We start from the raw sequence: 14,511 nt of genomic DNA, 5'->3' as shown, positions 1-14,511 counted from the left end.
CCGAGGCAGGTGCCACCCGATGAGCGACGACAAGCTGCGGTACTTCCTCAAGCGGGTGACCGCCGACCTGCACGAGACCAAGCGCAAGCTGCAGACCGTCGAGGCACGCGACCAGGAGCCGCTGGCCATCGTCTCCATGAGCTGCCGCTTCCCCGGCGGCGTCCGGTCGCCGGAGGACCTGTGGGAGCTCGTCGCCGACGGCCGGGACGCCCTCACCGAGTTCCCGGACGACCGGGGCTGGGACCTGGAGGCGCTCTACGACCCCGACCCGAACAAGCCGGGCAAGAGCTACACCCGGGTCGGCGGGTTCCTCGACGGCGCCGGCGACTTCGACCCGACCCTGTTCGGCATCTCGCCGCGCGAGGCCTTGGCCATGGACCCGCAGCAGCGGTTGCTGCTGGAGACGTCCTGGGAGGCCATCGAGCGGGCCGGCATCGACCCGCTGTCGCTGCGCGGCAGCTCCACCGGCGTCTTCGTCGGGCTGAGCACCTCCAACTACGGCATCGGCCTGCCGCACGTGCCCGAAGGCGTCGACATGTACCTCGGCACCGGCAACACCACCAGCGTCGCGTCCGGTCGGATCTCGTTCACCCTCGGCCTCAACGGCCCGGCCGTCACCGTGGACACCGCCTGCTCGTCGTCGCTGGTGGCCCTGCACCTCGCCGTGAACGCGCTGCGTCGCGGCGAGTGCGACCTCGCCATCGCCGGTGGTGTCACCGTGATGGCCACCCCCGGCGTCTTCGTCGTCTTCTCCCGGCAGCGCGGCATGTCCGTCGACGGCCGGTGCAAGGCGTTCGCGGCCGGCGCGGACGGCACCGGCTGGGGCGAGGGCGGCGGCGTGCTGGTCGTGGAGCGGCTGGCCGACGCCGAGCGCAACGGCCACCCGGTCCTCGCCGTGATCCGGGGCAGCGCCCTCAACCAGGACGGCGCGTCCAACGGGCTCACCGCCCCCAACGGCCCCTCCCAGCAGCGGGTCATCCGGCAGGCCCTCGCGAACGCCCGGCTCGGCACCGCCGACGTCGACATGGTCGAGGCGCACGGCACCGGCACCACCCTCGGCGACCCGATCGAGGCGCAGGCACTCATCGCCACGTACGGGCAGGACCGGCCGGCCGACCGGCCGCTGTGGCTCGGCTCGGTGAAGTCGAACATCGGCCACACCCAGAGCGCCGCCGGGGTCGCCGGGCTGGTCAAGATGGTGATGGCGCTGCGCCACGGCGTCATGCCGGAGACCCTGCACATCGACGAGCCGTCCCCGCACGTGGACTGGACCGCCGGGGCGGTGTCCCTGCTCACCGAGTCCAAGCCGTGGCCGGAGCTGGACCGCCCCCGCCGTGGCGGCGTCTCCTCGTTCGGGGTGAGCGGCACCAACGCCCACGTGATCCTGGAGGAGTACCGGCCGCGTGTCGCCGCCCCCGAGACCGTCGACGGGGAGGAGGCCGCCGAGGCCACCGCCGTCGAAGCCGCGCGACGGCCCGGCCTGATCGCCTCGGACGTGACGGTCTGGCCCGTGTCGGCCCGGTCGAAGGCCGCGCTCGCCGGCCAGGCGGTCCGGCTCGCGCGGCACGTGCGTGAGCACGGCGACCTCGCCCCGGCGGCGGTCGGCTGGTCCCTCGCCGCCACCCGGTCGACGTTCGACCACCGCGCCGCCGTGGTCGGCGCGAACGCCGCGGACCTGCTGGCCGGGCTGGACGCCCTGGCCACCGGCCAGCCGGCCGGCAACCTCGTCACCGGCACGGTCACCGGGGCCGGCGCCGGCCCCGTCTTCGTGTTCCCGGGCCAGGGCGCCCAGTCGGCGCGGATGGCCGCCGGTCTGGTGGGTCGGACGCCGGTGTTCGACGCGCGGCTGGCGGAGTGTCAGCGTGCCCTCGCCCCTTACCTGGACGTGGATCTGGTGTCGGTGCTCACCGGCGAGGACGAGTCGTGGTTGGAGCGGGTGGAGGTGGTGCAGCCGGTCCTGTGGGCCGTCGGCGTCGCCCTCGCGGCCGTGTGGCGCGCGGCCGGCGTCGTGCCGGACGCGGTGGTCGGCCATTCGCAGGGTGAGATCGGCGCGGCCTGCGTGGCCGGCATCCTGACCCTGGAGGACGCCGCGAGGACCGTGGCGCTGCGCTCCCGCGCCCTGGCCGTGCTGCGCGGCACGGGGACGATGGCGTCGGTGGACCTCTCGGCCGACGCGGTCGCCGATCGCCTGCCGGCCTTCCCGGGCGTCGGGGTGGCGGCGGTCAACGGCCCGTCCACCGTCGTGGTGTCCGGCCCGCCGCAGACCGTCGCCGACCTGGTGGCGGCGTGCCAGGCCGAGGGCCTGCGCGCCCGGCTCATCCCGGTGGACTACGCCTCCCACTCCGAGGCCGTGCAGCAGGTCGCCGAGCAGCTCCGCGCGGACCTGGCCGACGTCACCCCGCAGGCCGGTCACACCCGCCTCATCTCGACGCTGACGGGGGACTGGGTCGATCCCGCAAGCATGACGGCGGACTACTGGTACGACAACCTGCGGCAGACGGTGCGGTTCGACGCCGCCGTGCGCGTCGCCATCGCCGCCGGGCACAGCGTGTTCGTGGAGATCTCCCCGCATCCGGTGCTCACCATGCCGGTCACCGCGATCCTCGACGACACCGGCACCAGCGGGCACACCCTGGGCAGCCTGCGCCGCGGCGACGACGACCCGACGCGCCTGCTGACCAACCTGGCCACCGCCCACGCGATCGGCCTGCCCGTCGACCTGACGAAGGTCCTCGCCGAGACCGAGGTCGCGCCGCTGCCCACGTACGCCTTCGACCACCAGCGGTTCTGGCTGGACGGCAGCGGCGGCCCCGACCTGGAGAGCCTGCTCCAGGGCGCGGCCGACCCGAGCGACGCCAGCTTCTGGGCCGCCGTCGAGCGCGGGGACATCACCGCCCTCGCCGAGACCGTCGCCACCGAGGACACCCCGCCGCACGAGGCCCTCGACGCGCTGCTCCCGGCCCTGCCGCTGCTCACCTCGTGGCGCCGCCGGCGTCGCCGGCAGTCCGACATCGACAGCTGGCGCTACCAGGACACCTGGAAGCCCCTGACGGGTGTCGCCAACCGGGGCATGACCGGCACCTGGGTCGTCGTCCTGCCCACCGGTGACATCATCGAGCCCTGGCAGGACGCCTGCGTCGAGGCGTTCACGGCGGCCGGCGCGAAGCTCGTCCCGGTCCCCGTCTCCACCCCCGACGTCGACCGCGACCTGTTCGGCAAGCTGCTGCGGGAGGCGCTCGTCGGCGCGTCGGGCGGGCACGACGAGGTCGCCGAGGTGACCGGCGTGGTCTCGCTGCTCGCCTTCGACGAGCTGGCCCACCCCCTGCACCCGTCCGTGCCCGGCGGCTTCGCCGCCACCGTCGCGCTCTTCCAGGCTCTCGGCGACATCGGCCTGCGCGCCCCCATGTGGAGCGTCACCTCCGGCGCCGCGTCCGTGGGCCTCACCGACCTGCTGCGCTCCCCGGTGCAGTCGCTGGTATGGGGCTTCGGCCGGGTCGCCGCGCTGGAGCACCCGCAGCGCTGGGGTGGCCTCGTGGACCTGCCCGAGGCCGTCGACGCGCACTCCGCCGACCTGCTGGTCGCGGCCCTCACCGCCGCCGGCGAGGAGGACCAGATCGCGGTACGCCCCGGCGGTCTGCTCGCCCGCCGGCTCACCCGCGTCCCACTCGGCGACAGCCAGCCGGCGAACCCGTGGCAGCCGTACGGCACCGCGCTGGTCACCGGCGGCACCGGCGCGCTCGGCGGGCACGCCGCCCGCTGGCTGGCCCGCAGCGGCGTGGAGAACATCGTCGTCGTCAGCCGGCGGGGCATGGCCGCGCCGGGCGCCCAGCAGCTCGTCGACGACCTCACCGAACTCGGCGCCCGGGCCACCGTGGTCGAGTGCGACGCCGCCGACCGGGACGCGCTGGCCGCCCTGATCGAGGCGATCCCCGTCGAGTACCCCCTCACCACGGTCGTGCACGCCTCCGCCGTGCTCGACGACGCGATGATCAACGACATCCGGGTGGAACAGATCGAGCGGGTGCTCCAGGCCAAGGTCGACGTCGCGTACAACCTGCACGAGCTGACCATGGACCTGGACCTCTCCGCGTTCATCATGTTCTCGTCCTTCGCCGGCAGCGTGGCCAGCTCCGGCGTCGGCAACTACGCCCCGAGCAACGCCTTCCTCGACGCGCTCGCCCAGCACCGGCGCGGCCTCGGCCTGCCCGCCACCTCCATCGCCTGGGGCGCCTGGGCCGGCGGCGGCATGGCCGACGGCCCGCTCGGGGAACTGCTGCACCGGCACGGCGTGCCCGAGATGACCCCCGACGCGGCCATCGCCGCGCTGCACCAGGCCGTGGACCACGGCGAGGCGTTCCTCACCATCGCCGACATCGCCTGGGAACGGTTCTCCGTCGCCTTCACCGCCACCCGACCCGGCCCGCTGATCAGCGACCTGCCGGACGTGCGCCGGCTCCAGACGGCCGAGAAGGTGGCCAGCGTGGAGGCCGGCGACGGCCCGGACTCCCTGCAGGACCGGCTCGCCGGGTTGCCCGCCGCCGACCGGCTCGCCGTGCTGCTCGCCCTGGTCCGCAGCCAGGTCGCCGCCGTGCTCAACTACCCGTCCGCCGAGTCGGTGGACGAGCACCGGGCGTTCCGGGAACTGGGCTTCGACTCCGTCACCGCCGTCGAGCTGCGCAACCGGCTCGGCTCGGCCACCGGCGTGGCCCTCCCGGTCACCCTGGTCTTCGACTACCCGACCCCGACGACCCTGGCGGAGTACCTCTTCGCCGAGGTCGCCCACGACGACGTGGTCACCCCGACCGCGCTCCTCGACGACCTCGACCGGATCGCCGACAGCCTCGACGTGGTGGCGCGGGACGAGGCGGCGCGGGTGCGCGCCACCGTACGCCTCCAGGCGATGCTCTCCCGGCTCGGCCAGGACACCGGCGGCGCCGACATCGGCCGGCACCTGGACGACGCCACCGACGACGAACTGTTCGCGATGGTGGACAAGGACCTCGGCATCTCCTGACCCCAGCTCCGGCTCTCTCCCGTCCCTCCCGAGGAAGCGGCACTCCGATGGCCAATGAAGACAAGCTCCGCGACTACCTCAAGCGGGTCATGGCGGATCTCCACGACACCCGCCGCCGGCTCAGTGAGGCACAGTCCCAGGAACTGGAGCCGGTGGCGATCGTGGCGATGAGCTGCCGGTTGCCCGGCGGGGTGCGCAACCCCGACGACCTGTGGGAGCTGGTGCGGGACGGCCGGGACGCCGTCACCCCGTTCCCGGACGACCGGGGCTGGGACCTGGAGCGGCTCTACCACCCCGACCCCGACCACCCGGGCACCTCGTACGCCCGGGAGGGCGGGTTCGTCGACGGGGCCGGGGACTTCGACTCCGCCTTCTTCGGCATCTCGCCCCGCGAGGCGCTGACCATGGACCCCCAGCAGCGGCTGCTGCTGGAGACGTCCTGGGAGGCCGTCGAAGCCGCCGGGATCGACCCGGCCTCGCTGCGCGGCAGCCGGACCGGGGTGTTCGTCGGCACCAACGGGCAGGACTACGGCACCCTGCTCATGATGTCGCCGGACGGCGACGAGGGGCACTCGATGACCGGCGGCGCGGCGGCCGTCGCGTCGGGCCGGGTGTCGTACACCCTCGGGCTGGAGGGGCCGGCCGTCTCCATCGACACGGCCTGCTCCTCGTCGCTGGTGGCGCTGCACCTCGCCGTGCAGGCCCTCCGGGCGGGGGAGTGCGACCTGGCCCTGGCCGGCGGGGTGACCGTGATGGCCACCCCCGGCCTCTACATCGGATCCAGCCGGCAGCGCGCCCTCTCGCCGGACGGGCGGTGCAGGTCGTTCGCCGCGTCCGCCGACGGCGCCGGGTTCTCCGAGGGGGTCGGTTGGCTGCTGGTCGAGCGGCTGTCGGACGCCCGCCGCAACGGCCGCCGCGTCCTCGCGGTGGTCCGCGGCTCCGCCGTCAACCAGGACGGCGCGTCCAACGGGCTGACCGCGCCGAACGGGCCGGCACAGCAGCGGGTGATCAGCCAGGCCCTCGCCTCAGCCCGGCTGTCGACGGCGGACGTCGACGTCGTGGAGGCGCACGGCACCGGCACCAAGCTGGGCGACCCGATCGAGGCGCAGGCGCTCCTCGCCACGTACGGGCAGGACCGCGGGGAGGCTGCGCCGCTGCTGCTCGGCTCGGTGAAGTCGAACATCGGCCACGCCCAGGCCGCCGCCGGCGTCGCCGGGGTGATCAAGACCGTGCTGGCCATCCGGCACGGGATCGTCCCGGCGACGCTGCACGTCGACGCGCCGTCCCCGCACATCGACTGGACGGCGGGCGCGGTGGAACTGGTCACCGAGGCGCGACCGTGGCCCGAGACGGGCCGGGCCCGGCGGGCCGCCGTGTCCTCATTCGGCATCTCGGGCACCAACGCCCACGTGATCATCGAGCAGCCGGACGAGCCGGCCGAGGACCGCCCGTCCGACCCCGCCCCCGGACTGGTCGCCGCCGACGCGCTCCTCTGGCCGGTGTCGGCCCGGTCGAAGGCCGCCCTCGCGAACCAGGCCGCCCGGCTCGCCGCGTACGTGCGCGAGCACGGCGACCTCGACGCCGCGTCGGTGGCGTGGTCCCTGACCACGACCCGGTCCACGTTCGACCACCGGGCGTCGGTCGTCGGCGCGGACACCCGGGAACTGCTGGCGGGCCTGGACGCGCTGGCCGCCGGTGCGCCGGCCGCCAACGTGGTCACGGGCGTGGCCTCGTCCCACCCCGCCGGTCCGGTGTTCGTGTTCCCGGGTCAGGGTGCGCAGTCGGCGCGGATGGCGGCTGGTCTGGTGGGTCGTGCGCCGGTGTTCGACGCGCGGCTGGCCGAGTGCCAGCGTGCTCTCGCCCCGTATCTGGACGTGGATCTCGTCTCGGTGTTGACGGGTGAGGACGAGTCGTGGTTGGAACGCGTCGAGGTCGTGCAGCCCGTGCTGTGGGCCGTCGGTGTCGCTCTCGCCGCGCTCTGGCAGCACGCCGGCGTCACCCCGGCGGCGGTGGTCGGTCATTCGCAGGGTGAGATCGGCGCGGCCTGCGTGGCGGGCATCCTCAGCCTGGAGGATGCGGCGAGGGCGGTGGCGTTGCGGTCGCGGGCGCTGACGGTGCTGCGGGGGACCGGGACGATGGCGTCGGTGGACCTGTCCGCCGAGGCCGTCACCGCCCGCCTGGACGCGTTCCCCGGCGTCGGGGTCGCCGCCGTCAACGGCCCGTCGACCGTCGTGGTGTCGGGTCCGCCGCAGCCGGTCGCGGACCTGGTCGAGGCGTGTCAGGCCGAGGGCATCAGGGCGCGGTTGATTCCGGTGGACTACGCGTCGCACTCGCCGGCGGTGCAGGAGGTCGCCGAACAACTGCGCGCCGATCTGGCCGACATCGTCCCCCAGGCGGGTCACACCCGCCTCGTGTCGACGCTGACGGGGGACTGGGTCGAGCCCGCAAGCATGACGGCGGACTACTGGTACGACAACCTGCGGCAGACGGTGCGGTTCGACGCCGCCGTGCGCGTCGCCATCGCCGCCGGGCACAGCGTGTTCGTGGAGATCTCCCCGCATCCGGTGCTCACCATGCCGGTCACCGCGATCCTCGACGACACCGGTGCTACCGGGCACACCCTGGGCAGCCTGCGCCGCGGTGACGACGACCCGACGCGCCTGCTGACCAACCTGGCCACCGCCCACGCGATCGGCCTGCCCGTCGACCTGACGAAGGTCCTCGCGGCCACCCCGACCGTCGACCTGCCCACCTACGCCTTCGACCACCACCGGTACTGGCCCGCGCCGCCCGTCTTCCCCGCCCAGCAGGACGGCGAGCCGGACATCGACCAGTGGCGCTACCGGATCACCTGGCCGGCCCTGCCCGACCTGCCGCTGGACCGGCTCGACGGGACCTGGCTGGTCCCGATCCCCGCCGCGCTGGCCGACGAGCCGATCGTCGTCGAGGTGCTCGGCGCGCTCGGCAGCGTCGGCGCGGACGTCGTACCCGTCGAGGTGGACGCGACCGGCGACCCGGCGGAACTGGCCGACCTGCTGCGCGCCGCGCTCCCCGCCGACGGCGGCCCCGCCACGGTGCTGTCGCTGCTCGGGCTGGACGAGCGGGCACACCCCGAACACCCCGCCACCTCCCTGGGCGTCACCGGGACCGTCCTGCTGGTGCAGGCGCTCGGGTCGCTCGACGTCGAGGCGCCGCTGTGGTGCGCCACCCGGCGGGCCGTCGCCGTCGACGCCGGAGACCCGCCGCCGCACCCGGCTGCCGCCGCGGTCTGGGGCCTCGGCCGCGCGGTCGCCCTGGAACACCCCGACCGCTGGGGCGGCCTGGTCGACCTGCCGGACGCCCTCGACCCGTGGACCGGCATCCGGCTCTGCGCGGCGCTCGGCGACAGCGGCGGCGAGGACCAGCTCGCCGTCCGCGACTCCGGGGTATTCGCCCGCCGCCTCACCCGGATCACCGAGCCCGAACCGACCCCCGCGCCCGGCGCGACGCCGGACGACGCCTGGCGGATGCGCGGCACCGTGCTGATCACCGGCGGCACCGGCGGGCTGGGCGGGCACCTGGCCCGCTGGGCGGCCCGCTCCGGCGCCGCGCACGTCCTGCTGGCCAGCCGGCGCGGGCAGGACGCCCCGGGCGCCGCCGAGCTGGCGGCGGAGCTGACCGACCTCGGCGTACGGGTCACCGTGGCCCGCTGCGACGTCACCGACCGGGCGCAGGTGGCCGACCTGCTGGCGGGCGTCCCCGGCGACGCCCCGGTGAGCGCCGTGCTGCACACCGCCGCCGTCCTCGACGACGGGATCGTGGACACCGCCACCCCGCAGCGCCTGGACACCGTCGCCGGGCCCAAGAGCCTCGCCGCCGTCCACCTGGACGAGCTGACCCGCGACCTGGACCTCGACGCCTTCGTGCTGTTCTCCTCGGTCGCCGGCACCACCGGCAACGCCGGGCAGGGCGCGTACGGGGCGGCGAACGCCTTCCTCGACGCCCTCGCCGAGCGGCGCCGGGCCGAGGGCCGGCCCGCCCTCTCGGTGGCCTGGGGCGCGTGGAGCGGCGCCGGCCTGCCCGCCGACAACGAACGCGCCCAGCAGCGGCTGCGCCGTGGCGGCATGGTCGGCATGGATCCCGACCTGGCCGTCGAGGCTCTCGCGCGGGCGCTGCGGCGCGGCGAGACCACCACCGTCATCGCCGACATCGACTGGACCCGGTTCGCCCCCGCGTTCACCCTGGTCCGGCCCAGCCCGCTGATCGGCGACCTCGCCGAGGTGCGGGAGGCCACCCGGCCGGACGCGCCGGAGACCGGCGCGGAGGAGACGGACGTACCGTCGGCGCTGGCCCGGCGGCTCGCCGGGCGCTCCCCGGCGGAGCGCTCGGCGGCGCTGCTGGAGCTGGTCCGCCAGTGCGCGGCGACCGCGCTCGGCTACGGCGCGGCCGACGACATCCCGGCCACCCGGCCCTTCCGCGACCTCGGCCTGGACTCGCTGACCGCCGTCGACATGCGCAACTTCCTGGCCACCGCCACCGACCTGCGGCTGCCCGCGACGCTCGCCTTCGACTACCCGAACCCGACCGTGCTCGCCGCGCACCTCGACGAACTGCTCACCGGGGTCGCGCCGGACGTCGCCGCTCCCGCCCCGGCCGCCCCGGCCGCGGACGACGAGCCGATCGCCATCGTGGCGATGAGCTGCCGGCTTCCCGGCGGGGCGGACAGCCCGGAGCAGCTGTGGCAGCTCCTCGCCGCCGGCGGCGACGCGATCGGCGAGTTCCCCACCGACCGGGGCTGGGACCTCGACCGGCTCTTCGACTCCGACCCGGAGAACGAGGGCACCAGCTACGCCCGGGAGGGCGGCTTCGTCGCCGGGGTCGCCGACTTCGACGCCGGTTTCTTCGGCATCAGCCCCCGCGAGGCCCTGGCCATGGACCCGCAGCAGCGGCTCCTGCTGGAGGCGTCCTGGGAGGCGATCGAGCGGGCCGGGATCGACCCGACCGCGCTGCGTGGCAGCCCCACCGGTGTCTTCGTCGGCACCAACTACCAGGACTACCGCAACCTGATGTACAGCGCCGAGGGCGCCGAGGGGCACCTGATGACCGGCAACGCCGGCAGCGTGCTCTCCGGCCGGGTGTCGTACACCCTCGGGCTGGAGGGGCCCGCCGTGTCGGTGGACACCGCCTGCTCCTCGTCGCTGGTCGCGCTGCACTGGGCCTGCCAGGCGCTGCGCCAGACGGAGTGCTCCCTCGCCCTCGTCGGCGGCGTCACCGTGATGTCCACCCCCGGCGTGTTCGTCGGCTTCAGCCGGCAGCGGGGGTTGGCCCCGGACAGCCGGGTCAAGGCGTTCGCCTCCGCCGCCGACGGCACGAGCTGGGGCGAGGGCCTCGGCGTGCTGCTGGTCGAGCGGCTGTCCGACGCCCGCCGCAACGGCCACCCCGTGCTCGCGGTGATCCGGGGCAGCGCCGTCAACCAGGACGGCGCGTCCAACGGCCTCACCGCGCCGAACGGGCCGTCGCAGCAGCGGGTGATCCGGCAGGCCCTCGCCAACGCCCGCCTCGCCGCCGCCGAGGTGGACGCCGTCGAGGCGCACGGCACCGGCACCCGGCTCGGCGACCCGATCGAGGCGCAGGCGCTGCTCGCCACGTACGGGCAGGACCGCCCGGCCGACCAGCCGCTGCTGCTCGGCTCGATCAAGTCCAACATCGGGCACACCCAGGCCGCCGCCGGGGTCGCCGGAGTCATCAAGATGGTGCTGGCCCTTCAGCACGGCTACCTGCCGCGGACCCTGCACGTCGACGAGCCGACCAACCAGGTGGACTGGACCGCCGGCGCGGTCGAGCTGCTCGACGAGGGCCGCCCGTGGCCGGTCACCGACCACCCGCGCCGGGCCGCCGTCTCCTCGTTCGGGATCAGCGGCACCAACGCGCACACCATCCTGGAGCAGGCTCCGGAGCCGTCCGTCGCGCAACAGCCGGCGGGGGACCCGGCCCGGTTGCCGGTGGTGCCCGTGCTGCTGTCGGGACGCACCGCGACCGGGCTGGCCGCCCAGGCAGCCCGCTGGGCCGAGCAGCTGACCGGGCCGCAGGCCCCGCCGACGGTCGACGTCGGCTGGTCCTCGGTGGTCTCCCGGGCCGCCCTGGAACACCGGGCCGTCGTCCTCGCCACCGACCCGTCCACGCTGGGCGACGGGCTGCGCGCCCTCGCCGCCGGGGAGGACTCGCCGCTGCTGGTCACCGGCGCGGCCGCTCCACGGCCGAAGGTGGCGTACCTGTTCTCCGGCCAGGGGGCCCAGCGGGCCGGGATGGGCCGCGAGCTGGCCGAGGCGTTCCCCGTCTTCGCCGCCGCGCTGGACGAGGTCTGCGCCGCCCTCGACCCGCACCTGCCCCGCCCGCTGAAGCCGGTGCTCTTCGCCGAGGCCGGCACCCCGGACGCGGAGCTGCTGGACCGGACCGAGTTCACCCAGCCGGCGCTCTTCGCCGTCGAGGTGGCGCTGTTCCGACTCCTCGAGGCGTGGGGCGTCCGCCCCGCCGCGGTCGCCGGGCACTCCATCGGCGAGTTCGCCGCCGCCCACGCCGCCGGGGTGCTCTCCCTGGCCGACGCCGCCGAGCTGGTCGCCGCCCGGGGCCGGCTGATGCAGGCGCTGCCGGCCGGCGGCGCGATGCTCGCCATCGCCGCCACCGAGGCCGAGGTGACCGCCGCGCTCGGCGACCGCGCCGACCGGGTCTCGGTCGCCGCCGTCAACGGCCCCGCCGCCGTGGTGGTGTCCGGGGCCGGCGACGCCGTCGAGGAATTCGCCGCCGAGTGGACCGCCCGGGGCGTACGGATCCGGCGGCTGACGGTCAGCCACGCGTTCCACAGTCCGCTGATGGACCCGGTGCTCGACGACCTCGCCGCCGTCGCCGGCCGGCTGCGGTACCAGGCCCCGACCATCCCGATGATCTCCACCGTCACCGGCGCGCCGGTCGACGCGACGGAGATCGGCACGCCGGAGTACTGGGTGCGGCACGCCCGCGACGCCGTGCGCTTCGCCGACGCCGTCGCGGCGCTGCGGGACCACCACGTCACCGGCTACGTCGAGATCGGCCCGGACGGGGTGCTGACCGCCCTGGCCCAGGCCGTCCTCGCCGACGGCGCCCCGACCGGCGGCCGGGCCCCGCTGGTCGTGCCCACCCTGCGCCGGGAGCGTCCCGAGGCGGCCACCCTGCTGCGGGCGGTCGCCGCGCTGCACACGCACGGTGTCCCGCCGGACTGGTCCGCCCTGTACGAGGGCACCGGCGCCCAGCGGGTCGACCTGCCCACGTACGCCTTCGACCGACAGCGCTACTGGCCGGAGCCGCCGCCGTGGGCCAGCCTGGCCGCCGAGGACGACCGCACCGAGGTCGAGCGCCGCTTCTGGGCGGCGGTCGAGGCCGAGGACCTCGACTCGCTGGCCCGCGATCTCGACGTGCGTCCCGACCAGCCGTTCCAGGCCGTGCTGCCGGCCCTGTCCGCGTGGCGGCGGCGTGGCCGGGAACGGTCCCTGGTGGACGGCAGCCGGTACCGGGTGCGCTGGGAGCCCGTCGCGGAGACCACGGCGGAGCAGGACGCCGGCCGCTGGCTGGTGCTGCTGCCCGCCGACCGGGCGGACGACCCGGACCTGCACTCCTGCACCTGGACCCTCGGCGGGGACGTGACCACCGTGGCCGTCGACACCGCCACCGGCCCCGACGAGCTCTGCGGTCGGCTCGCCGACGTCCTCACCGAGGCCCTCGGCGCGGCCGACGAGCCGTTGTCGATCCTCTCCTTCCTCGGCCTGGACGACGCCCCGCACGCCGAGCACCCGGCCCTGCCCCGTGGCCTCGCCGCCACCGTGCACCTGCTCCAGCAGCTGACCGACCTCGACGCCCGGGCCCGGCTCTGGTGCGTCACCCAGGGCGCGGTCGGGGTCGGCGACGGCGACGTCCCGGCCAACCCCCGGCAGGCGATGCTGTGGGGGCTGGGCCGGGTGGCGGCGCTGGAGCAGCCCGCCCGCTGGGCCGGGCTGGTCGACCTGCCCACCACCGTCGATCCCTGGACGGCGATGCGGCTCGGCGGCATCCTCACCGGCGGCGGCGCCGAGGACCAGCTCGCCGTCCGCGCGTCCGGCGTGCTGGTCCGGCGGCTCGTCCCGGCCGTCACCGCCGGGGAGCCCGAGCCGTGGCAGCCCCGCGGCACGGTGCTGATCACCGGCGGCACCGGCGCGCTCGGCGGGCACGTGGCCCGCTGGGTGGCCGGCGCCGGCGCGGAGCGGGTGGTGCTGACCAGCCGGCGGGGCACCGACACCCCGGGCGCGGCCGACCTGCTGGCCGAGCTGACCGGCCTCGGGGTGGACTGCCGGGTCGCCCGCTGCGACGCCGCCGACCGGGCCGCCATGGCCGCGCTCCTGGCCGACCTGCGGCGGGAGGGCCCGCCGCTGCGCGCGGTGGTACACGCCGCGGGGGTCAGCGAGGTGGTGCCGCTGGCCGACACCACCCTGGAGGACCTGGCGTACGTCATCGCCCCGAAGCTGTCGGGCGCCGAGCACCTCGACGAGTTGCTCGGCGACGCCGAGCTGGACGCGTTCGTGCTCTTCTCGTCCATCTCCGCGGTGTGGGGCAGCGGCGGGCAGGGCGCGTACGCGGCCGGCAACGCCTACCTGGACGCGCTCGCCGAGTGGCGGCGCGGCCGGGGCCTCGCGGCCACCTCCGTCGCCTGGGGCCCGTGGACCGAGTCGGGCATGTACACCGACGGCGCGGCGGAGCAGCTGCGCCGCCGCGGCCTGCGGGTGATGCCGCCGGGCGTGGCGATGGCCGGCCTGCGGCACGCCCTGGCGGCCGATGACACCTGCGTCACCGTCGCCGACGTCGACTGGGCCACCTTCCAACCGCTGTTCACCGCGCTGCGGCCCAGCCCGCTGCTGGGCGACCTGCCCGCCGTGCGCGCGCTGGCCGCCACCCCGGCCGACGCGCCGGACGTGCCGGCGCCCGCCGGCCCGGACCTGCTCGCCGGGTTGCGGGCGCTGCCGGGCGACGAACGACGGGCCGCGCTGCTGGAGATGGTGCGGGTCGACGCGGCGAAGGTGCTCGGCCACACGTCAGGCGACGTGATCGAGACCGACCGGGGCTTCCTGGACCTCGGCTTCGACTCGCTCACCGCCGTGGAGCTGCGCAACCTGCTCACCGCGGCGACCGGGCGCGACCTGCCCACCACGGTCGTCTTCGACTACCCGACGCCGGCCGGCCTCGCCGACCACCTGTACGAGGAGCTCTTCCCCGACACCGACTCCGAGGCCGGCGACGGCGGCGACGAGGAGACGGTCCGTCGGGCCCTCGCCGCGATCCCGCTGGACGAGCTGCGCCAGGCGGGCCTGCTCGACCAGCTGCTCCAGCTGGCCCGTACGAGCGCCGGCCCGGTGGCCGTGGCGCCCGCCGCCCCGGCCGCGCCGGAGGCCCAGATCCACGAACTCGACGTCGCCGGCCTGGTCCGGATGGCCCTGGAAGGGTCCGACTCGTGACCC

Annotated in this window: 2 protein-coding genes; both read left to right on the top strand. The window is 75.7% G+C overall.

Annotated elements, in window-relative coordinates:
- Positions 1–19 precede the first annotated feature (19 nt).
- On the top strand, positions 20–5,014 hold the full coding sequence (locus tag ACSNOB_RS01920; RefSeq protein WP_436684806.1) for a type I polyketide synthase: 4,995 nt from the start codon (positions 20–22) through the stop codon (positions 5,012–5,014).
- 47 nt (positions 5,015–5,061) lie between these two features.
- Positions 5,062–14,508, top strand: a complete 9,447-nt coding sequence (locus tag ACSNOB_RS01915) for a type I polyketide synthase (RefSeq protein WP_436684805.1) — start codon at positions 5,062–5,064, stop codon at positions 14,506–14,508.
- The last annotated feature ends 3 nt before the right edge of the window (positions 14,509–14,511 follow it).

It is taken from the genome of Micromonospora sp. URMC 106 (genome assembly GCF_051386395.1).
Taxonomy (GTDB): Bacteria; Actinomycetota; Actinomycetes; order Mycobacteriales; family Micromonosporaceae; genus Micromonospora.
The sequence above is the reverse complement of the archived record's forward strand: the minus strand, read 5'-3'. Positions and strand labels throughout refer to the sequence as shown.